The sequence below is a fragment of the Terriglobus roseus DSM 18391 genome (assembly GCF_000265425.1).
Classification (GTDB): Bacteria; Acidobacteriota; Terriglobia; order Terriglobales; family Acidobacteriaceae; genus Terriglobus; species Terriglobus roseus.
The window spans coordinates 4,700,566-4,722,304 of record NC_018014.1 but is presented as its reverse complement, the minus strand read 5'-3'; the positions used below and the strand labels follow the sequence as shown (position 1 = coordinate 4,722,304).

The window sequence follows — 21,739 nt, the reverse complement described above, 5'->3', positions numbered from 1 at the left end:
GACTAGCGGCGACGGCGTGCGCGTGGTTCCGGCTTGACGGGTGCTGCCACCGTCCATGTCTGCGGACCGCCCCAGGTGCGTTCGGCCTCCAGGGCAGTGCTCGTATCGAGTGCAGGCATACCATCGCCCAGTGGCGGCAACAGCGCCGCTGCCTGCTCTGCAGTCGCCCGTGTGCTGTAGATCAGGGTGTAGCCGTTCGGTCCGAGCTGGCCGGAGACAGCTTCGTCGCCTGCCATCTTCGGGATGGTCGTTCCGGGCCTGCCTGCGTCCGTTGGGGACGGGCGGTAGGCATTCACGGTGATGGCGCCAGCCGGTGTTTCTCCACGAACGCCGAGCGCGCCGTAGGTCAGCACCAGGTTCCAGCGATTCGCCTGCTGGCTGGTTGCCCCTGCTGTCGCGGGCTCTCCCTTTACAACGGGCGGCGGCGGCAGCGTGCACGCGCAGACCAGTGTGCCGCCCCAGCGATCCTTCGCCGAGCCGTTGTCTTCCTTCCAGGCGGTCAGGTCGACGGTGCCGCCGAGGCCCGCATTGCGTGGGATTCGCTTGGAAAAGAGCCGCAGCCACGCCAGCGCGTAGTTCGCCTGTGCGTTCTTCAACGAAGCCTGCAGATTCACACTCTCCCAGTGCATGACGTCCGGAACGTCGCCCCGCAACAACAGCACGCCGGGTTTCGCGGATGCGTCCGGCAGGTCGTGGCCGGTAGGCACGGTGCGCCGCAGAAATTCCATGGCGCTAAAGATCGAGGTCTCTTCGTCGGTGGGCACGGCGCACTTGATGTCGTGCAGACTGCGCAGCAGCCCGGCGGTGGTGGCTTCGCAGTGCGCGTTGATCTCGGCCGTGTTCTCCGGCACAAAGTCGGCCCGGCGCAGCGCCAGCAGGTGCAGGTCGCCCGACAGCTTGGCCTGGGCCAGTGTGCCCTTCAGAGTGGCGGCGGCAGATGCTTCGCCGCGCCAGCCCATGTCACGGCCAACGGTCAGCTTGCCCGCCTCGCCCAGCGGCGTCGGCTTCCAGCTCGCCTGCATGTCGACGGGAGTGGCGGAGAGATCGGCTGCACGTCCCAGCGTGCCTTCAACCCGCAGCAGGCCCACGTCGCTTACGTCGGTATCGGTACGGACGGGCTTGCCGCTGAAGCGCAGGTGCCACTCGCTCTCTTCCGGCAGCCAGAGCGAGAACTGGGCTTCCTTCACGCTGAACGGGAGCTTGTTATCGCCGTTCTTGATGTTCAGTCGAGCGTCCGTAGCCTGGATGTAAGGGAAACGCGGAGCATCGCCTGCTTTGGCCTGTGCCGTGGGAGCGGAACTGATCTGCGACGCCTGCGTGACAATGCCCTGCAGATTCCAGCGGCCAGTGTCAGTCCGGCGGACCAGGTTGATGCTGGGCGCTTCCAGGGAGATCTGCGAGACCTCGATGCGGCGGCGCCAGAGGGAGCTGATGCGGAGCCGTGCCTCGACGGTATCGGAGACCATGACAGGCTCCGATCCGAACTCCGGCAGTTCACTTACCACCAGATACTTGATCGTGAAGCCCGGCAGCGGGAGCACGTGCATCTGGATGCTGGAGAAGTGCACCGGGCGTCCCAGGGCGCCGGAGATTGCCGCGGCTACGCGCCGCTGGTAGTGGCTGATGGAGATGTAGGGCGGCAGAATGATCAGCAGCGTCAGCAGCAGTACCGCCGTTGCCACGTAGGTGGCTCGGCGCCGTCGTACCGGCGTCCACAGCGGGGCGTCTTCTTCGTGCACCTGGGGCGTACTGCTCTGCATGCGCCCTACTGTATCCGGTGGAAGGTCCGCTTCCAACGTGTATCGCTGAAGAAGTGGGTCACTTCATGGCCGATCCACGCGAGCGAATTGCTGGCACCCGTCTTGTATTCCTGGTCGGACGGCGTGATGAAGGACCAGTAGACGAACATGGGGCGGCCAATCAGGTTCTGCATCGGCACAAAGCCCCAGAAACGGCTGTCGAGACTCTGCAGTCGGTTGTCGCCCATGGCGAAGACGGAATTCGGCGGAACGATCAGTTCGCCGTTCTGAACATGGTTCCGGATCTCAAGCGACCAACCGGCGGCGTTGTTGTTCGCGGCATCTGCGGCAATGCCTTCCAGATCCCGCGGAAAGTCATCACGTGCCGTCTCGTAGTCGTGGCCTTCGGATCCGTCGGGCAGCGAGATCTGTGGTTCATTCACGCGCTCACCGTTGCGGTACAGGATGCCGTGCTCCAGGTGGATGCGGTCGCCGGGTAGGCCGATGGCGCGCTTGACCAGGATCATGTCCGGAATCTCGGTGTTCGGTTTGACGAAGACGATAACATCGCCGCGCTGCACGGGGCGCTGGTGTTCCAGCGGCATCCACATGGTGCGGGGTGCCAGCGTGATGCGGTCGACCACCACGTGGTCCCCAATCAGCAGCGTCTTCTCCATGGAGCCGGAGGGAATCGCGAAGTTCTGGAAGAGAAACGTCATCACAAACAGGCCGATGACCAGAACGTATGCGAGTCCGGCTAGGGACTCTGGCAGGGTCTCGTGCCGCTCTTCCGCTGCGGTCGCTGGGACCAGTGTGTTCTCTTCCATGACGGGATTTAGTCTATCGCGGCAAAGGCCCTAACGCCGAAAGGTCTCGCCGGGTGCCGCAAACAGAACGGCCCCGGATCGCTCCGGGGCCGTCCTGTTCCTGCCTTGTTGAACTACTTCTTCTTGTTCTTGGCGTTCGCCTTGAAGTCCGAGACCTGCTTCTGGTCGAAGGCGCTCACGATGCCCTGGACGTCCGCAGCGTGGGAGCCGGTGGGCGCCAGCTCGAGATACTTCAGGTACGCCTCCAGGCATCCGTCCGGTGCCGTCATCTTCTGGGTCTTCGAGTCGATCGAAGCCTTGTCGATCAGGCTCTGACCCTTGATGTAATACGCATCCGCCTTGGTCGGATCAGCGGCAATGGCCTTGTCGGCAGCCTGAGCGCTCTGGTCATGCGCGCCGGCGTTGTACATCACGGCAGCCTCGTTGTAGTAGTAGGTCGCTGCCTTCGCGGGTTCAGCCGCAGCGGCCTTGTCATAGGCTGCAAGAGCTTCCTGCGACTTCTTGCCGGCGACCAGCGCCTGGCCCATGTTGTTGTACGCGCTGCCGGAGACAGCCGGGTTCGGCTTCTTGCTGGCAGCATTCAGATCAGCGGCCTTCTGGAAGGAGACGACGGCATCGTCAAACTTCTTGGCGCCGAGCTGTGCATTGCCCAGTTCCAGCCAAAGGATGGCTTCGTTCGGGCCCTGCGCGGTTGCCTGCTGCATCTCGGTGACGGCGTCTTCGTACTTGCCGGCCTTTTCGTTCTCACGAGCCTGGGTAAGCAGCGCGTTCATGTTGCCAACGGCCTTGTTCGCGGCCATCGTGGCAGCATTCTGCTTCTTGAACTCTTCGATCTGCTTCTTCGCTTCGGGCGTCATGGCCTTCACGAACTCTTCGCGGGTCATGTCGTCGTTCTGTGCCAGGTCAACGCCGCTCTTGATCTCGACGTTGTCGATGAAGTCGACCGAGTCACCCTTCACGATGTAGAAGAGGATGTACTTGCCCGGGGCGATGTCCGAACCCTTGTAATCACCATTCGCGTCGACGGGGAAGGTGTACTGGTACTTGCGTGCCTTGGCGTCCGGGTTACGATCGGTCGTGAGCTTGACCTCACCGGTGTTCTGAGCCATGCCGGCGGCGTTCTGCACGTGGCCGTGGATGCTGCCCGGTGCGGGAGCCTGCGCGAGAACGATGGCGGCCGGCGAGAGCATTGCCAGCAATGCGGTAGAGGAAAGGAAGCGGCGGTTCATGTCGTACTCCTTGGCTGGGCGGCGCAGTGACCGTCCCATGGGTTCAAACGCAATCTTGTGGGCATTGTTGCGCCCTTGAAATGGGCGGTTCGCGGCCCGGGTTTCGGCTCGTCAGGTCTGAGCGTACGGGATGGGATCGGTGGTGCCAGCTTCCCGAAATGCCCGCAGCCGCAGCACGCAGCTTTCGCACACGCCGCAGGCGAACTCCTCGCCTGAGTAGCAGGACCAACTTACATGTAACGGCGCACCAAGTTCAACACCCAGTGCCACGATATCGCGCTTGCGCATTTGAATCAGTGGTGTTTCCACCCGAATATCGCCCACAGCTGTGCCCTGACGAATCAACGCGTTGAAGGCGTCGTAATAGGCCGGCCGGCAATCCGGGTAGCCGGAACTGTCCTGCTCGACCGCTCCGATCAGGATCACCTTTGCGCCAATGACCTCTGCCCAGCTGACCGCGGCAGAGAGGAAGTGCGCATTGCGAAAGGGGACGTAGGTTACCGGGATCGCATCGCCAATCGTCGAATCTTCGGCCGGCGCGTCTGGCACGGCGATCGAGGTGTCAGTCAACGCAGAGCCGCCGATTTGGCGGAACAGATCCATCCGCAACGGCAGGAACTGTTTGAAGCGAAGCGCCTCCGCAACGCCACGAGCGGAGCGCAACTCACGCGCCTCCGTCCGCTGGCCGTAAGAGAAGTGCAGCGCGTAGGCGTCGTAGTCGCGGGCCGCAAGTGTCGCGCAGACCGTCGAATCCATGCCTCCGGAGAGGCAGACGACCGCTTTGTCGCGAGGATTTGCCTGGGAACTCATCCTTCGATTCTACGGCGCTACAGGTCGTCGCCGTTATCGGCCAGGGCAGCGCCCGCAGGCGTGCTGCCACGGTCCACGCCATTCTCATCGGTGGTGGTGGCGACAGTGTTCAACAGCTCTCGCGCAGTCTCCACATCGGCGACCTTCACCTGCAGGCGTGCACCGCTCATCGGCAGCAGGATGTTTGCTTCCTCACCCGAAAGGAACGAGTCGATGCCCGCTCCGTCCAGCACGCTCTGCGCCAGGGCTGCCTCGCCCACTTCCGAGTAGCTCGCCACCGTTACAAAATCGTCTTCATCGCGCTCTGCCATGCTGATTGCCTCCACTTCCAGATCTCGTAAGACGCACCCACCGCCGGAGCGGGTGCCCGCACCTGGAAGGGATGTGGACGCTACGGCTTCGACAGAATCGACTTCCAGAACGCGGCGCGCAGGCTGTCCAGCTTCGACTCTACCTTGAAGGTGTCGCCCAGCACGTTAAATGGACCGCCGCCGTTGTGTGCCAGTACCCATGGCGGCCCCGGCCTGCCCCTTTCTGCAAAAGCGACCCATGCCGCCACCGCCTCACGGCTGACCGCACGGTCCGTCGCGTCGTAGTCGCGATCCTTCACGCGATCCAGCGTGCCGAAAAAGTACGGCAGCTCGGCCGTGTGGTGTGCGCCAAACTCCGGATGTGCCTTCCAGGGGGGCACCCGGCTGAAGTCGTACAGATAAACCTCGGAGGCGCGGCGGCGAACGTAGGCGTCCGCATAGAGGGCGGCGATGGCGTAGTTGCGATCGCGTGCTGCGGTCACCTGCGACTTCGCGGCCTGCGCATCATCCTCGCCCGGGTACAGCTTCAGGAAGCGTGTAGCGTCCGCGCCCATCTTTTTCTCGGCATCCGCACGATACGCGTCTGCGGTCTTGCCGTTCGGCACGGCAGTGCCACCCTCGTCGGCGTTCCAGCCTGCCAGGACCGGCACGTCGCTGCCGACCGGAGTACGCAGGTCATCACCCGGCTCTTCGGTCAGCCACCATCCGTCCACAACCGGCCTCCGGGGTGGAGCGTCTTTCGCGTTCAACAAGTCTTCTGCAGCCATGGCTCGCAGCGCCGCCAGGCTGCCGCCGTGCGCCTGCGTAAACTTGTCGCCGGCCGCCTCGGCTTCGGGTAGCCGGGTGATCGAGGTCGCCGGCCACACCGGTGGGCCGCTGTTCATGATGGCCCCTGCGAAGAGACCTTTCGCACGCGGCGATGCGATCAGTTGCGCAACGCTCTGCGCGCCCGCTGACTGACCCGCGATGGTCACCCGCGCAGGATCGCCGCCGAACGCCGCGATGTTGCGCTGCACCCAGCCCAGCGCTGCGATCTGGTCGGCCAGGCCGTAGTTTCCTGCACTGCCGTGGCCGGACTCTTCCGCCAGCGCCGTCGTTGCCAGATAGCCCAGGATGCCCAGGCGGTAGTTCGCGTCGACCACGATCACGCCATGCTCGGCGAGCGCTGTGCCGTCGTAGCTGGCAATGCTGTTGGAGCCTTCGTTAAAAGCGCCGCCATGGAAGAAGACGAGCACGGCGTGCTTGCCACCCTTGGCCGGCGCCCAGATGTTAACGGAGAGGCAGTCTTCGCTCGCGTTGTTCTGCACCATGAAGGCCTCGGTCCACGGCAGATGACTGCGCGACAGAACCTGCACGCACGCCGGTCCCGGCTTGTCCGCGGCGAGCACTGCAGCGCTGCGAACGACCGGCTGGGGCGCCTTCCATCGAAGGTTGCCGACCGGAGGCGCGGCGAACGGGACGCCAAGATAAGTGCGAACATTCCCGCTGCGCACGCCGGTCAGGTCGCCGCTCTCTGTCTTCACCGGCGCCTGCGCCACTGCCACCGAAGCCACCAGGCCCATCATCCACGCTGCACACCGACGCATCCCACACCTCACCAATCAACGCGAGGCGATGATAACGCGGTGACATCGTCCGGAGTGAGCATAGTCCCGAAACGGGATTCCGTGTCATTACTTATAGAGCCATAAGCACCGAGGTCCTGCGTCCGGTGTAAATAGGAATCTCGCACCTCTCTCGCTGCATCGGATTGCGAATGCGAATCGTAATCTTTGGCGCCAGCGGCATGGTAGGGCAGGGCGTCCTTCGGGAGTGCTTGTTAGACCCCGAGGTAGTTGAGGTGCTCTGCGTAGGCCGCAGCGCGCTCGACCGTTCGGTGGACGGCGCGGTGGACCGCAAGAGTCCGAAGCTGCGCGAACTCGTCCGGCCTGACGTCTTCACCGATCTCGACTTCACGCCCATCGCCCAGGAACTCACCGGCTTCGACGCGTGCTTCTTCCCGCTGGGCGTCTCTTCCTTTCGCATGAAAGAGGCGGCGTACACACGCGTCACACGCGACCTGACACTGGCCGCCGCGCGAGTGCTTGCCCGGCAGAATCCCACGATGGTGTTTATCTATGTCTCGGGTGAGGGGACGAACGTACGCAGCAAAACCATGTGGGCGCGGGTAAAAGGCGCAACGGAGAATGCCTTGCTGTCGATGCCCTTTCGCGCGGCGTATATGTTCCGCCCGGGAATCATCGTGCCGAAGAACGGCATCCAGTCGAAGGTGAAGCTCTACAACCTCTTGTACCGTGCGCTCTACCCGCTGATTATGCTGCTGGGCCGCTTCCCGAAGCTCGCCACAAACACGCAAACCGTAGGCCGCGCCATGCTTCGCGCCGTGCGTGAAACACCCGCGGAGCGCTACTGGAATACCGGTGCGATCAACCGGCTGGCGCACGGAAATCAGTCTTAGTTGTTAGTAAGAAGCTCAAGCACTAACAACTAAGACCCAGCACAAAGACTGCGCTACGGATAGATCCGGTTCAGCGTCCGAGCGAACGGAATCGTCTCGCGTACATGGTCCAGGCCGCAGATCCAGGCGACGCACCGCTCGATACCCATGCCGAAACCGCTATGCGGTACGCTGCCATACTTGCGCAGATCCAGGTACCACTCGAAGGCTTCCAGCGGCAGGCCGTGGGACAGGATGCGTTCCTTCAGCAGGTCATAGTCGTCCACACGCTGCGATCCGCCGATGATCTCGCCGTAGCCCTCGGGTGCGAGCACGTCCACGCACAGGGCCTTCGTCGGATCCTTCGGGTCCGGCTGCATGTAGAACGCCTTCACCTCTGCCGGGTAGCGATGCACCATCACGGGCCGATCGAACTGGTTGGAGATGTACGTCTCGTCCGGCGCTCCAAAGTCATCGCCATAGACGTGCGGCTTCTCGATCAGGCCTTCCGCGAAGGCTTTCTCCAGCATCGCGTGCGCATCGTCATAGCTCACGCGCGGGAACGGCGCGCTGATCTTCTCGAGCTTTGCAGCCTTGTCTTCCGCGCCGGTGATCGTCTTCAGGTCAATCCGGTGCTTCTCCAGCACGCGGGTGACGATGTGCGTCAGGAAGTTCTCCGCCAGCACCATCAGGTCATCCAGGTCGGCATAAGCGACCTCCGGCTCGATCATCCAGAACTCGGTCAGGTGGCGCCGCGTCTTGCTCTTCTCCGCGCGAAAGGTCGGGCCGAAGCTGTAGACCTTGCCAAGCGCCAGCGCGGTGGCCTCGATGTAGAGCTGGCCGCTCTGCGTCAGGTAGGCGTTGCCCTCGTCGAAGTACTTCATCTCGAACAGTTCGCTGGTGCCTTCGCACGCGGCGGGCGTCAGGATGGGCGGATCGGTGCGGGTGAAGTCCTGCGTGTCGAAGAACTCGGCAGCAGCGCGCATGATGGTCGCGCGCACACGCAGAATGGCCGACTGGCGCGGCGTGCGCATCCACAGGTGGCGATGCTCCATCAGGAAGTCCGGGCCATGCTCCTTCAGCGTGATGGGGAAGGGCTGGTCGGCCCGCACGGCCTGCTGCACCTTCACATCTTCCACGTCCAGCTCGTAGCCGCTGGGCGCGCGCGAATCCGCACGCACCTTGCCGGTCACCGTCAGGCTCGACTCAAGCTGCAGATCCTTCAGTGTGTCGAAGACCTCAGGGGACACAGCAGCCTTGGGCACAATGCCCTGGATGGTGCCGGTGCCGTCGCGAAAGATCGGGAAGAGCAGCTTGCCGCTGGCCCGCAGGTTATAAAGCCAGCCGCGGACGGTGACCGTCTGGCCAACGTGCGTGCCGATGTTTGCAATGGATGTGATGGGTGCGGTGTTTTCAGTGCTCATGACACTGTCCAGTGTATGCCCGGCTGAAAAGTTCGACCGCGATGGCGCATGTCAGCGGCAGGGGAAAGCAAACAGTTGCTTTCCATCTCCTACCGACTGCCCCGTTGGTGGTAGCTCGGAGCGGGAAGGCGTCACGGCAACTACACGAACGATATTGCCGGCACGCCTTTGGGCGATGGCAACAGAGCAGCAAACGAGCGATTCTGGTTTTGCAGGAGGGGGCATCGTATCTCGTCCGCAGAACCGGAGAAAACACATGTACGACTTCTTTGTTGCACTTGCCTTCCTCACGATGCTGCTGCTTCCCTGTGCTGTCGCTTCGCTCAGCGGCACCAGCGAAGCTTAGAACGCAGACAATTCAGACGGCAGTCTTGACCGTCGCAATGAACAAGGGCAACATGCGCACCCCGCATGTTGCCCTTGATTTTTTGCCTGCTGCGCGGTCAGGACTGCGGCTGAGGCACGGGCTGCTCCAGCATGTGGAATGCCTTGGCAGCGTTGGCGCTCATGGTCTTCGCATCCATCTCCGGCTCATAGCGGATCTCAAGCGTGCCGGTAGGCGGCAGCTTCAGCGCGGCGATGCCGGCGCGAACCTCGTCCCACTTGACGGTGCCTTCTCCCGGCCAGCAGTGCTCATCCTTCTCGCCACCGTTGTCGTGCAGGTGCAACTGCTTGATGCGATCGCCCAGGATCTCAAAGGCAGACGCAACGCCGCCCATGCCGTGCAGATTCATGTGGCCAACGTCGAGGCATACGTTCACCGAATCCAGGTGGCCGATGCGCAGCATCTCCATCAGGTGTTCCGGCGTGGTCACGTCGTTGGGCAGGGTCTCGATAAGCGTCTTCACGCCAAGCGGCGCGGCAAAGGCCTTGATGTGCTCGATGGCCGTCATCGAAATATCCAGCGTCCGCTCGTTCCAGGTGTCGTTCTGCGTCCCCAGGTGCAACACGATGCTGTCGATGTCGATCTGTTCCGCTGCTTCCAGCGCGCGCTTGACCTCATCCATCGCATCGATGCGTCGCGTCTTTTCGACGTCAATCAGGTTGATCGACGGCGGCACATGCTTGCTCCAGTTCGCGCCGCGTCCGTCAAAGATGGGCTGGTGCAGCGTGGCACGGCAGTCGTTGCTGCGGAACCACTTGGCCAGTTCCTTCACCTCGGTGCGGTCGACATAGTCGAAGTGGTGCCGAGCGGCGAACAGCTCAATCGACTGCGCGCCGGCGCCCACCATCGCATCCAGCAGGCCGGCGTGAAGTCTTTGCTGCAAAAACACGTGGGTACTGATGGAACGCTTCATCATCACCCAAAACGATAGCAGGTGACGGGAGCGGACGGAGCACCAGCCATGGTTCCCGCCATGGACGGGCTGGCGGCGCTTAGCGAGCCGCTAACGTGCGGTCAATGGCAGCCTGTGCCAGCGGCGCCATGATGGCGTAACCCTCCGGCGTGGGATGCACACCGTCGATCGCCGTGCCCGGCTTCATACCGCCCGCCGGTGTCGTCAGCGCCGTGTAGTAGTCCAGATAGGTAAAGCCGTTGGCCGCGCAGTACTGCTGGATCCACGCATTCATGGTGCGGATCTTCTCGGCAGGCCCAAGGCCGCGGCGCCAGGGGTAATCGTCCGCCGGCAACACGCTGGCAAGGATGACCTTGATGCCATGCGCCTTCGCCAGTTCCGCCATGGACCGCAGGTTGTCCTGCGTGCTCTCGGGCGATGCGATGCCAGTGTTGCCCGCGATGTCATTCGTTCCCGCCAGGATCAGCACCGCGGCAGGCTTCAACGCGATCACGTCCTGCTGAAAGCGGATCACCATCTGCGGCGTGGTCTGCCCACCGATGCCACGGTTGATGTACGGCTTACCCGGAAAAAAGGGAACGGCCTTGTTACGGTGCGACCAGCCGTCCGTGATGCTGTCGCCATAGAAGACCACACGGCCCGGCTCCGCTGCCGCCAGCGTCTTGTTCTCCTCGCGGTACCGCGCCAGCTGAGCATAGTCCGCCAGCTTCGTCTGCAGTCCCTTGATCTCAACCGGTGTCAGCGTCCCGGGATCCTTCGTCAGAACGGGATCGATGGGCTGCGGCGCAGACACGGAGGTCGTCGTTGGGGCGGGAGCGACGGCAGTAGTGCTTTGTGCGTTCAGAGCAAGGCAGGACGTTAATGCAGCCGCGGAAGCGATAGCGAGAGAACGAATCATGAAGCGGATACCCCTGTGGTTCGCCAGTGTACGAAGTCCCGCGCGTGCATGCAACGCCGCGCCGACTTACGCCAGGGTTACGAGCAACGGTGTGTGATCACTCGGCTTCTCCTGCGCACGCGGCGTCTTGTCGATCTCGCACGCGGTCAGGCGTGGAGCAAGCGCGGGCGACAGCAGAAAGTGATCGATACGAATGCCGCGATTGCGCTCAAACGCCTGCCGGAAGTAATCCCAGTAGGTAAAGGCATCAGCCGTGTCGGGGTAGAGCGTTCGGAACGCATCGACAAAGCCCATCGCCTTCATGGCGCGATAACGCTCGCGCGGCTCCGGCTGAAACAGCGCATCACGAACCCAGTTCGCAGGCTTGTCGCAATCGATCTCTTCCGGGATCACGTTAAAGTCGCCGCCGATAATCGTGGGGATGGGGTCGTTCTTCCACACCAGCATCTGCTGGATGAGGCGGTCCATCCACTGCAGCTTGTAGAAGAACTTCTCCGTGCCAATGGGATTGCCATTCGGCAGATAGATGTTCACCACGCGCAGCTTCGTCGGAGTATCGATAATGGTTTCCAGATAGCGAGCGTGAGTGTCTTCATCATCCCCCGCGAGCCTGTTGGTCACCATCTCAATCGGCAGCCGCGAGAGGATCGCCACGCCGTTGTAACTCTTCTGCCCAATCGCGACAGACTCATAGCCGACAGCGCGGAAGTCCTCCGCCGGAAACTCCAGCCCCTTCAACTCCTGCATCAGCAAAACATCCGGCCGACGAGCCTCAAGAAAAGCCAGCGCATGCGTCATCCGCGCACGGATCGAGTTCACATTCCAGGTTGCGATAACGATGGCGGTTTCTCCTTAGTTGCGCTATCAGGATACCGGCTTCGGGAGTCGAGACACTCCGTGAGCCAACCTCATGAGGGTTTATCCGTTCTGAATCTCGCAGCTTCAGCTTCGCCAATACGAAACGCCCGCCGAGCGAAGATCTATCCGCTCGGAAGGGCACAGCTTCAGCTGTGCCAATACAGCCCTCAAAATTGAGCCGGCTTTAGCCGCTGAGGTCGGCTTTCTTCCAATACGCCGACGACCATCGATAGCTCGCGGCATCCTCAACCAACCGTCGCGAAACGGGATTCTGCTCGATGTACATCTTTCGTGACTCGTAGTCGGTACGATCGCGCACGCGATGATCCGCGAAGCCGCGCTGCCAGACCGGGGCATGCTTTCCGCCGGCATCGTGATATCGCTTGGAAAAGCCTCCCTTGATGCACTGCATCGCGCGTTCCAGCGTGACCATCGGTGTCAGAAGGACATGCAAATGCTCCGGCATAATGACGAACGCATGCAGCTTATAGATGGAACGGTAATGCTGCAGAACATCGAACATTAGCCGCGCACTCGTGTCCCTCTGGAAGACGCGTTTCCGTTCCGCGCAGACGGTGGTGACGAAGAACGTGCCCTCCTGACTCGTCCTCGCAGGAGCGGACATCGCGAAAGGTGAACCTCAGCGGCTAAAGCCGGATCTCAAAGGGATGTCATATTGGCACAGCTAAAGCTGTGCCCTTCCGAGCAGCAAGCTTCGTGTGTTGCACAAGACTGGAACGAGATTGGCACAGCTGAAGCGGTGCCAATCCGATCAATTGGTCCTCGACGAATCCAGTCATCCCATTTCGGTCCGGACGCGGAACAACTTCCACATCAATATCCGCTTGCTTTCCCAAATCCCTTACGCGTGTCATGCCCGCCCAGCAATTCGCCGGTCTTCGGATCGACTGCAATCAGCTCGCTATCGCCCCAGATGCCGGGGTTGTGTTCGTCGAACTCACCCGACCGTTTGACGTTGTAGCCGTTCGCCTTCAGCACGTCACCAGTCGCGGCGGAGAAGCGCTTCTCCACCTGCAGCTCGTCCGGCAGGTACTGGTTGTGGAAGCGTGGCGCGTCCGCCGCTTCCTGCACGTTCAGGCCGTTGTCCAAAACACTGATCAGGTCGTTGGTCACGGTCGAGATAATCGTCGGTCCGCCCGGCGATCCCAGCACCAGCCGCAGCTTACCGCGCTTCGTGACCACGGTCGGCGTCATCGCGCTCAGCGGCCGCTTGTGCGGTGCGATGGCGTTGTTCGGCCCTTGGATGAGGCCAAAGCCGTTGGGCACGCCAACCTTGCTGGTGAAGTCATCCATCTCGTCATTCATGGCGAAGCCAAGACCCTTCACCACTACGCCCGAACCGAAGTAAAAGTTGAGCGTGTAGGTGTTGCTGACAGCGTTGCCATCCGCATCCACCACCGAGAAGTGCGTAGTCTCCGTGTGGTCGGTCACGCCCTTCTGCTTCGGCGGTTCCGGCATGAAGCCGGCAGGCCGCACAAGATCCTTCGAAACGCTCGCCTTCACCGGATCAATCGTCCTGCGCCAGGCCTCGGCGTACTTCCGATTGCTCATCTGCGCGAGCGGCATCTTCGTAAAGTCCGGGTCACCCAGATAGTCGCTGCGATCCATGAACGCACGGCGAAAAGCCTCGGTGATCAGGTGCACCTGCTGCGGACTGCGGTCGCCACCCATCTTCTTCAGGTCGTAACCCGTGAGAATGTTCAGCGTCTCCAGCAGGACGATGCCGCCGGAAGACGGTGGCGGTGCGGTCGTGATCTCGTAGCCGTGATAGCGCCCGACCAGCGGGGCCCGATCCTTCACGGAGTAGCCTTCCAGGTCGGCCTTCGAAATGGTCCCGCCGCCGGACTTCATCTCTTCGGCGATCTGGTCCGCCATGCGTCCGTGATAAAACTCGTTCGGATCGGCGGCAATGCGCTCCAGCGTCGCGGCCAGTTCCGGCTGCTTGATCACCTCGCCCGCCTTGTAAAAATCGCCGTTGCGCTGATAGATGCGATAGGCCTCCGCGTTCTTCTTTAGCAGCGCAGAGTGCCACACATTCAGCTCTTCCTCGGTCCCCACAAAGCCATCGCGAGCCAGCTTGATCGCAGGCTGCATCGCCGCCTTCAGGCCCAGTTTGCCGTAGTGCTCCTCGGCATACGCCATGCCCGCAACGGTGCCCGGGACGCCGCTGGCTGCATATCCCTGCGTACTCATGCCCTTGACGACGTTGCCGTCCTTGTCCAAATACATATCGCGCGATGCAGCAGCCGGCGCCTCTTCGCGATAGTCGATAAAGTGCGCCTTGCCGTCGCCAAGCTTCTTCGCCCCGCGCTTATGCGCCGGCTTGATCAGCATGAAGCCGCCGCCACCAATGTTGCCTGCCTCGGGATACACCACGGCCAGCGCAAAAGCCACGGCGACCGCCGCATCCACGGCGTTGCCACCCTGCTTCAGCACGGCCAGCCCCGCATCCGAAGCCTCATGATGCACGCTGACCACCATGGCATGCGGAGCGCGAACTGGCGGTGGCGTGGGCAGAGTCTGGGCTGACGCAGAACCGTTCACAGCAACGCAGGCAAGAGACGCGACAGCAATCGCGCGGGGGAAGCCGCTCATGAAAATAGGCACCTCAGGGCAGTGGCGATACGATCGCGGGGATACCTGCAGCATATCGCGAAGCGATACCCCCGCGACTACTTGCCGCTCCACGCAAAGGTCGCCGGAATCACCGGGACATCCGTCTTGTCGCCCAACAGCTCCCACCGTTGCAGGCTGAAGGGCACGCTGCCGTTCAGCCACACGAAGTCCTGGTACGTCTGTAGGTTGAACTTCGCGCCCTGCTGCAGCTTGGCCATCGTCAGGCCTTTCAGGATGTCCATCTTGCCAATCTGGTAGGTGATCGCCTGCCCCGGCGTCGACGCAAACATAAACGCCTCGCTGCGCGCGGTGCCTTCGTCCATCGGTACGGTGTTGGTCAGGTACGCCTGCGCCTGCGACAGCGTGAATTGACCCAGCGCCAGCTTCACATCCACCGTCACGCGCAGCGTGCGCAGCCGATTCAACGCATAGATGGCTTCCTTCATCTTTGGCGTGTTGTCATACAGGCCCGCGATCATCATCATCTCTTCCGCGTAGAAGCCGATGCCCTCCTGCGACTCCGAGTCGTAGTAGTGCCGGCGAACGGGGTCCGGGTGGTGCATGCTCCACGCCATCTGGAAGTAGTGGCCCGGCATGCCCTCGTGGTTGGTCAACGGCCGCACATCGCGCGATGTGATGTTGGCCCAGAAGCCGCCGAGACGCGGCGTTCCCTTGTAACTCGTGCCGTCCTCGTCCAGCCGCATCGGATTCGTCAGGTCATCCTCGACACCGAGGAATCCCAGCGCTGCAATGTAAGGCGGCGTCGGCACATACAGATAATGCTTCACGCCGGCCGGATCGCCCGTCAGTACGCCGCGGTCCGTCAGGAACTTCCGCATGGCAAGCTCCTGCTTCTTCTCATCGGCAATCTGCGCATCCAGCGACGCATATACGGGCAGCTCCGGCACACCCTTGTTCGCCGCCTGCTGCAGCGCCTCAAAACCCACCGCACGCTGAAACTCAATCTCACCATCCGCCAGCAGCTGCTCCGGCGTGTACGACATCAGCGCCACGTTTCGCAGGAAGTAGAGATAGCCCTCACGCCCCACGGCCGTCTCCATCTTCAGGTTCGCGACCTGCGGCTTCAGCCACTCCCGATAGGCCACCAGTGACTTCGCCGCAGCATCCTCCGCCTTGTCAAACGCGGCCAGGTTCTCCGGCGTAAAGCCCGCCGCAGCGTGCACGCCATCGCGAAACCGCTGCATCCGCGACTCAATCTGCGCCAGGTCACCCATGGCGATCACCGCGTACGGCTGCCGCATATCCGTCAGGTTTGCGCGACCCTCATCCAGCAGGCGCGGCACGCTCTCCAGCCGCAGCACGATCTCGTGCTGACGCGCAGCACTGATCGGCGCCTTCTCCAGCATCAGGGTGTACGTCGCGGTCAGACCCTGGTCCACGTAGAAGAAGGGGTTCCGCTTCCAGTCCGGGATCACCTCCAGCTCCCAGCGCACACGTGCAATAGCCGAACCAATCAGCCGGTAGTCCACCTGCACGGGCACCGGCGCGGCGCTCACGTCCAGCGCGCGCCACTGCGCCTCAAACTCCGCAATGCGCGCCTCATACCCGGCGACATCCCTCGCAGACCAGTGGCTTGCATACCCTGCGGGCCGCGCCATCCGGGGGATATCGTCATTGGTAAACGGCTGCTCCGTCGCCCGCCACTCCCAGAACTTTGCGCTCAACGTCTGCACCTTCGCCTCGGCCGTCTGAGCCTGCAACGTAGCGGTCAAGGCAAGCGTAAGAACAGACGCGGCAACACACGCGGCAACGCGGCGGGGTAGAGCAGGGAAGAATCGCATGTCTGCACAGTAGCGCAACGAAGGACGAACCCAAAGAAGTTTCGCTGAGCGGCCCCGGCCCCAGGCTTTCCTCCCGGCCCGTACCCTCCCCGGTACATCGCCACCACTCGGGCGCGCGCCAAACGCTACCATGCAAAGGATGGCTCGTATCCTGATCGATGCGCGCCCGGAAGAGGATGTCCGTTGGCAAAGAAACTGCGCGTAGGTGTGTTATTTGGTGGCAAGTCGGGCGAGCACGAAGTCTCGCTGCGCTCGGGCGCATCCATCCTGCAGGCCATGGATCGCAACAAGTACGACCTCGTCCCCATGGGCATCGCCAAGACCGGCCAATGGCTCGGCCACACAGAATCGACCGCGCTGCTCGGCGGCGCAACACCGCTGAAGCTTGGCAAGGCCGCCGCGAAGAAATCCGTTGAGACCAGCCTCGCACTTCAGGCCACGGCATCCAGCACCGCTGGCCTCGACGTTGTCTTCCCCGTGCTGCACGGCACCTTCGGCGAAGACGGCACCATCCAGGGCATGCTCGAACTGGCGAACGTCGCCTACGTCGGCTCCGGAGTTCTCGGCTCCTCCGTCGGCATGGACAAAGACGCCATGAAGAAGATGTTCGCCATGGCCGGCCTGCCCATCGTCAAGCACGTCACCTTCCTGCGCAGCGAATGGAAGGCAAGTCCGAAAAAGTGCACAAAGATCCTCGAAGACGCACTGAAGTACCCCGTCTTCGTCAAGCCCGCAAATCTCGGCTCATCCGTCGGCATCAGCAAGGTGCGCGAACGCGCCGAACTGGCCAAAGCCATGGAGGAAGCCGCGTCCTTCGACCGCAAGATTGTCATCGAAGAGGGTGTCACCGGAGTCGGCAAGCAGAAGGGCAAGGGCAAGCCGCGCGAACTCGAAATCGCCGTACTCGGCAACGACAACCCCATCGCCAGCGTCGTCGGCGAAATCGTTCCAGACCGCGAATTCTACGACTACGCCAGCAAGTACGACAGCACCAGCACCAGCGAACCCATCATCCCGGCAAAGGTCACCCGCGCACAGGCGAAGCAGATGCAGGCCATGGCCGTAGCCGCCTTCAAGTCGTGCGACTGCAGCGGCCTCGCCCGTGTCGACTTCCTCATGGAAGCCGTCGATCCCGGCTCAAAAAAAGAACCGAAGATCTATCTGAACGAAATCAACACCATGCCCGGCTTCACCAGCATCAGCATGTATCCCAAGCTGTGGGAGGCAAGCGGCATCGGCTACTCGGAACTGATCGACCGCCTCATCACGCTCGCCGTCGAACGTCACGACGAGCGGTCCGCCACAGCCTTCAGCAAGGATTAGCTATCGCCCTTCCGGGGTACAGGTGACTCCAGCGCCTGCCGGTCCCAGTGCGCAGTATCGGCCGCAGCTTCATACGTGCTCTGCAGAAACTGCAGCAACGCCGCGTCTGGATCGGCCGATTGCCGCATCGCCTCGTACGGAAACACAAACTCGCCCAGCGTCGTGTCGAACCGCGCCTCTGCGGGCTGAATAGGCGCGTCCTTGAAACCCTCAGGCGATGGGTACGCATAGCTGTAGAAGAGCGGCTCAATCCCCGGTGCGCCGGGCCAGAAGCCACAACTGCTCACCTCATGCGAGTACGCATCACGCGTAACGCGGTCCGCCAGTCCGGGCACGCCCGGATGCTGCGGCGCCGTTCGTCCTGAGAAGCGCGTGCAGGCAAGATCCAGCGCACCCCAGAACAGATGCACCGGGCTCACCTTGCCGATGAACCGTGCGCGAAAGACGTTGAAGACGCGCGTCGTCTGCAGCAGCACCTGCCAGAAGCGCGCCACATACTCCGGATCGTAGGCGCGTGGTGCAAGATCCTGGTCGAATGGCACCGGCTTTGCGACCTCGACCGGCGTCGGCCAGATGCGGACCGGCATCCCCAGCGATTCCAGCGCCTCCATCACTCTGCCGTAGAAGGAAGCGACCGACATCGGTCCAAGCGCAATGTGCCGCGTGTCTCCTTCGTTCGTCAGCAGGATCAGCTTGTGATCGATGAAGTCGAAGTCGATCTGCAGCACGCGTGTGTCGTGCCACATGGGCGACGTCGTCAGACCGCGCGCCGTGGGATACAGGGCAACGCTCCACGTGTGATTCTGCGCAGGCGTCAACGCCAGCCGGATCTTGCCGACAACCTGTGTCCATAGCTGCAGCGTGACGCAGCTATCGCTCCACGCGCTCTGGGCCAGTTCCGGCCACACGTTAGCGGACGTGCTGTTGCTATCCAATGCCATCGCTCTTCCTCCACATGATCTCCAAACATACGCCTCACATGTTTCACCCGATCGCGGGATCGACCAGCACCCCTCTGTAACGACTTACTTCGCTACACGAATAAAGTCGCGCCAGGCAGTGTCTTGTGACTCGTTGCTCCGGTACGATGTTGGCCGACCGATGAAACCCACCGGAGTCGCCGCCAACATGAAATTCTTTGCTACCGTACTTCTGCTGCTGGCTTTGCCCGCGGCCGCGCAGTCGCTGTACACCGCACGACCGGCGGACCCACTGGCCATCACGGCAGACGCGACGATGGGCCTTCACGCAGACGGCATCGCAGACGATACAGCCGCGCTACAGGCTGCGATTGATCGTGTTGCGGACACCACGGGGCAGGGCATCGTCTTCCTTCCACAGGGCCGCTATCGCGTCACGCAAACGCTGCATCTCTGGTCCGGCGTCCGCCTCATCGGCTATGGTGCGAGCCGGCCAGTACTCACCCTTGCACCCAACACCCCGGGCTACCAGACAGGACACGACTTCCTCGGCACCGGTCGCTACATGCTGCAATTCGCCTCGCGCAAGGTCGCTGCGGGTGCCGAGATCGTCGACGCCAATGAGTTCACTTTTTACAGCGGTGTGAGTAATGTCGATTTCGAGGTTGGTGATGGCAATCCCGCAGCCATCTGCATCCGCTTCCACGTCGCGCAGCACTCGTTCCTCTCGCACATCCACTTCGCCGTCGGCAAGGGCCGCGCCGCATTAGAAGACGTCGGCAACCAGGCCGACACGCTCGAAATCGACGGCGGTGACTACGGCATCGTCTCCGTGCGCACCTCGCCCGCATGGCAGTTTCTGCTGATGGACTCGCACCTCAGTGGTCAGCGCGTCGCCGCCATTCGAACGCAGGAAGTCGGCATGACACTCGTGCGCGACACCATCGAGCGCACACCCATCGCCATCGAAATCCCGGTCAACATGCCGGAGCAGCTCTACGCCCGCGACTTGTTGCTGCGCGACATCACACGCAGTGCCATCGTCCTCGGCGACACCACCAGCCAGCATCACCAGGTCACGCTTGACCACATGCAGTGCGCGCATGTCGCAAAGCTGCTCGAGGCTACGCACAACAACATCGCAGCCTTCAGTCCGATCAACGCGCCATCCCCACACTTCGTGGAAGATCGCCTCACCGTAGGTCAGGAGATCGATGCCAACGGCCGCGAAGGCGCGATCGCCCTGCGCCACAGGGAACACAAACTGACCGCGGCGCCTAAGGCCGTCGCCACCGACATTCCGGCACTGCCGCCCGTCAGCGCATGGACCAACGTGCGCACCCTCGGCGTAACAGGCGACGGTGGCACCGACGACACCACGGCCCTGCAGCACGCCATCGATACGCATCCCGTCCTCTACTTCCCCATGGGTCTCTACCGCGTCCGCGGCACACTGCACCTCAAGGCGGACTCCGTTCTGATCGGCCTGTCGCCCGTCGCCACAGCCATCGTGCTCAACGACAACGACCCCAACTTCATGGGCGAGGGCGCGCCCATCCCCCTCATCGAATCCTCCACCGCAGGCCACGAGATCGTCACCGGCATCGGCATCTTCACCGGCAGCGTCGCGCCGCGTGCCGCAGGCATCGTGTGGAAGAGCGGACCCAAGTCCTTCCTGCAGGACGTGAACTTCCCCGCAGGCCTTCGCGGCTCACCACTGCTAGCGCCCAAATACCCGCAACGGCCGTTCAATCCACAAGGCCCGCAGGGGCCAGATATGCGCAGCTCGCAGCACCCCAGCCTGTGGGTGCGCGATGGTGGTGGCGGCATCATCCGCGACGTATGGACGGCCGACACCACGGCCAACGCAGGCCTGCTCATTGAGAACACCACCACGCCCTCCGTCGCCTACCAGATCTCGTGCGAACACCACATGCACAACGAAGTCCAGTTCCACCACGCAGCCAACTGGACCGTCTACGCACTGCAGACAGAAGAAGAGAAGCCGAACGGCGCAGAGGCGATGCCCCTCGAACTCATCGACTCCCACGACATCACCTTCGCCAACCTCTTCAACTACCGCGTCTCACGCAACGTCATCCCGCAGCCCACGGCCGTTACCGCAACACGCGCGGACAACATCCGCTTCGCGAACATGCACGTCTTCAGCATGACGCGGCTCGCCTTCGACAATGCGCTCATCGACAGCACACGCAACGTCAGCATCCGCACCCACGACTTCACCGCCTTCACGCTCAACAACACCGTCCATCCCGGCTCGCCGCTACCCGTGCCCGCCGCCTTTGAAGCAGGATCGTCTCTCCAGCGACGAACCACGGCAGGCACCTTCAGCAACATCGCCGGCCTCGTCCCCGGCGAACACGGCGACCTCTACTTCACCGACGCAGCCATGCACACCATCGCCCGCTGGGACGCAGCGAACAAAGCCGTTGTGACCGTGACCAAATCAGTCGAAACACCCATGGCACTCGGCTACGCAGGCCACGGAACACTGCTCGCGCTCGACTTCGACAAGGCCGTCTACGCCATCGACACGAATACCAACTCCGCAAAGAAGCTCGCAGCAGAAGACGCCCGCGCCAACACCACACTCATGCTGCCAACCGGCTTCCATAACGACATCGGCAGCGTGCAACGCATGGTCGCGCACCAGGGCTACGTCTACGCACCACGCAGCAACATGGCACTCATGCACGCGGTCGAAGACGAACCACGCAGCTTCTACTACGCTCCGGGTACCGACACGGCCATCATGGCAGGTGGCAGTTGGAAGGGCCTTTTGCAAGCGGTGCAACTCGCCCCCATCAAACAGGGTGCATCGCGGTATGCCATCAGCGAAGAAGACGATAAGGTCTACCGACTCACACTCGATTCACTGACGCACCTCAGCGCAGCCACACTCTTCCCGCGCAGCGGCACCTCAGTCGTCAGCGATACCGCCGGCAACCTCTACATCGCAGGCGCTCAGGTCTTCGTGTACACACCACAGGGAAAACTACTCGGCACACTTGAAGTGCCGGAACGCCCCGGCTCGCTGGCCTTCGGCGGTGCCGACGGAAAGACGCTGTACATCGGCGCGCGTACTGCGCTCTACGCAATCCGCACGGCAGCCACGGGCGCAAAGCCTTAGCTAGCCTCAAGAACTTGCTGGGGGAAGCGAGCGGCGCATCTGCGGCCCCTATACACAATGCTCTCCAGAACAGGA

The 21,739-nt window shown here is 62.4% G+C and carries 17 protein-coding genes; 3 read left to right on the top strand and 14 right to left on the bottom strand.

Annotated elements, in window-relative coordinates:
* Window positions 1-2 precede the first annotated feature (2 nt).
* From TERRO_RS19505 to TERRO_RS19480, 6 genes are all read right to left on the bottom strand, one after another.
* Entirely contained in the window at window positions 3-1,760 is a 1,758-nt protein-coding gene (locus tag TERRO_RS19505; RefSeq protein WP_014787432.1) for an AsmA family protein, read from the bottom strand.
* A gap of 5 nt (window positions 1,761-1,765) precedes the next feature.
* On the bottom strand, window positions 1,766-2,566 hold the full coding sequence (gene lepB, locus TERRO_RS19500) for a signal peptidase I (RefSeq protein WP_014787431.1): 801 nt from the start codon (window positions 2,564-2,566) through the stop codon (window positions 1,766-1,768).
* Window positions 2,567-2,679: 113 nt separating this feature from the next.
* Complete coding sequence (locus tag TERRO_RS19495) at window positions 2,680-3,795, bottom strand: tetratricopeptide repeat protein (RefSeq protein ID WP_014787430.1); 1,116 nt, start codon at window positions 3,793-3,795, stop codon at window positions 2,680-2,682.
* Between the two features lie 111 nt (window positions 3,796-3,906).
* Entirely contained in the window at window positions 3,907-4,605 is a 699-nt protein-coding gene (gene queC / locus TERRO_RS19490) for a 7-cyano-7-deazaguanine synthase QueC (protein ID WP_014787429.1), read from the bottom strand.
* A gap of 17 nt (window positions 4,606-4,622) precedes the next feature.
* Window positions 4,623-4,916, bottom strand: a complete 294-nt coding sequence (locus TERRO_RS19485; protein WP_014787428.1) for a hypothetical protein — start codon at window positions 4,914-4,916, stop codon at window positions 4,623-4,625.
* A gap of 80 nt (window positions 4,917-4,996) precedes the next feature.
* Window positions 4,997-6,502 carry a carboxylesterase/lipase family protein gene (locus TERRO_RS19480; protein ID WP_014787427.1) on the bottom strand — a complete coding sequence of 502 codons (1,506 nt, stop codon included), beginning with the start codon at window positions 6,500-6,502 and terminating at the stop codon, window positions 4,997-4,999.
* 170 nt (window positions 6,503-6,672) lie between these two features.
* Here TERRO_RS19480 and TERRO_RS19475 point away from each other — a divergent pair, with 170 nt between their 5' ends.
* Window positions 6,673-7,374 carry a Rossmann-fold NAD(P)-binding domain-containing protein gene (locus TERRO_RS19475; RefSeq protein WP_014787426.1) on the top strand — a complete coding sequence of 234 codons (702 nt, stop codon included), beginning with the start codon at window positions 6,673-6,675 and terminating at the stop codon, window positions 7,372-7,374.
* A 53-nt stretch (window positions 7,375-7,427) separates the two neighbouring features.
* Here the strand turns inward: TERRO_RS19475 and asnS are convergent, their stop codons facing one another.
* The 7 genes from asnS to TERRO_RS19440 all read right to left on the bottom strand — a co-directional run bounded on the left by asnS (window position 7,428) and on the right by TERRO_RS19440 (window position 16,270).
* The gene (gene asnS, locus TERRO_RS19470; RefSeq protein WP_014787425.1) at window positions 7,428-8,777 is read right to left on the bottom strand and encodes an asparagine--tRNA ligase; all 1,350 of its coding nucleotides are present in this window, start codon (window positions 8,775-8,777) and stop codon (window positions 7,428-7,430) included.
* A 443-nt stretch (window positions 8,778-9,220) separates the two neighbouring features.
* Window positions 9,221-10,078 carry a sugar phosphate isomerase/epimerase family protein gene (locus TERRO_RS19465; protein WP_014787423.1) on the bottom strand — a complete coding sequence of 286 codons (858 nt, stop codon included), beginning with the start codon at window positions 10,076-10,078 and terminating at the stop codon, window positions 9,221-9,223.
* A 76-nt stretch (window positions 10,079-10,154) separates the two neighbouring features.
* Window positions 10,155-10,973 carry an SGNH/GDSL hydrolase family protein gene (locus TERRO_RS19460; RefSeq protein WP_014787422.1) on the bottom strand — a complete coding sequence of 273 codons (819 nt, stop codon included), beginning with the start codon at window positions 10,971-10,973 and terminating at the stop codon, window positions 10,155-10,157.
* A gap of 66 nt (window positions 10,974-11,039) precedes the next feature.
* Complete coding sequence (xth, locus tag TERRO_RS19455; protein WP_281047905.1) at window positions 11,040-11,807, bottom strand: exodeoxyribonuclease III; 768 nt, start codon at window positions 11,805-11,807, stop codon at window positions 11,040-11,042.
* 208 nt (window positions 11,808-12,015) lie between these two features.
* The gene (locus TERRO_RS19450; protein WP_014787420.1) at window positions 12,016-12,456 is read right to left on the bottom strand and encodes an REP-associated tyrosine transposase; all 441 of its coding nucleotides are present in this window, start codon (window positions 12,454-12,456) and stop codon (window positions 12,016-12,018) included.
* 209 nt (window positions 12,457-12,665) lie between these two features.
* Window positions 12,666-14,447, bottom strand: coding sequence for a gamma-glutamyltransferase (ggt, locus tag TERRO_RS19445; protein WP_014787419.1), 1,782 nt, complete (start codon window positions 14,445-14,447; stop codon window positions 12,666-12,668).
* Between the two features lie 77 nt (window positions 14,448-14,524).
* On the bottom strand, window positions 14,525-16,270 hold the full coding sequence (locus TERRO_RS19440; RefSeq protein ID WP_014787418.1) for a DUF885 family protein: 1,746 nt from the start codon (window positions 16,268-16,270) through the stop codon (window positions 14,525-14,527).
* 183 nt (window positions 16,271-16,453) lie between these two features.
* On the opposite strand from TERRO_RS19440, the gene TERRO_RS19435 reads away from it, so the two are divergent.
* Entirely contained in the window at window positions 16,454-17,593 is a 1,140-nt protein-coding gene (locus TERRO_RS19435) for a D-alanine--D-alanine ligase family protein (protein ID WP_014787417.1), read from the top strand.
* Here TERRO_RS19435 and TERRO_RS19430 read toward each other — a convergent pair.
* Complete coding sequence (locus TERRO_RS19430; RefSeq protein ID WP_014787416.1) at window positions 17,590-18,534, bottom strand: DUF5996 family protein; 945 nt, start codon at window positions 18,532-18,534, stop codon at window positions 17,590-17,592. The two genes, TERRO_RS19435 and TERRO_RS19430, sit on opposite strands and share 4 nt — an antisense overlap.
* Before the next feature lie 160 nt (window positions 18,535-18,694).
* Between TERRO_RS19430 and TERRO_RS19425 the strand changes: the two genes are divergently transcribed.
* Window positions 18,695-21,664, top strand: a complete 2,970-nt coding sequence (locus TERRO_RS19425) for a glycoside hydrolase family 55 protein (RefSeq protein WP_157178453.1) — start codon at window positions 18,695-18,697, stop codon at window positions 21,662-21,664.
* The last annotated feature ends 75 nt before the right edge of the window (window positions 21,665-21,739 follow it).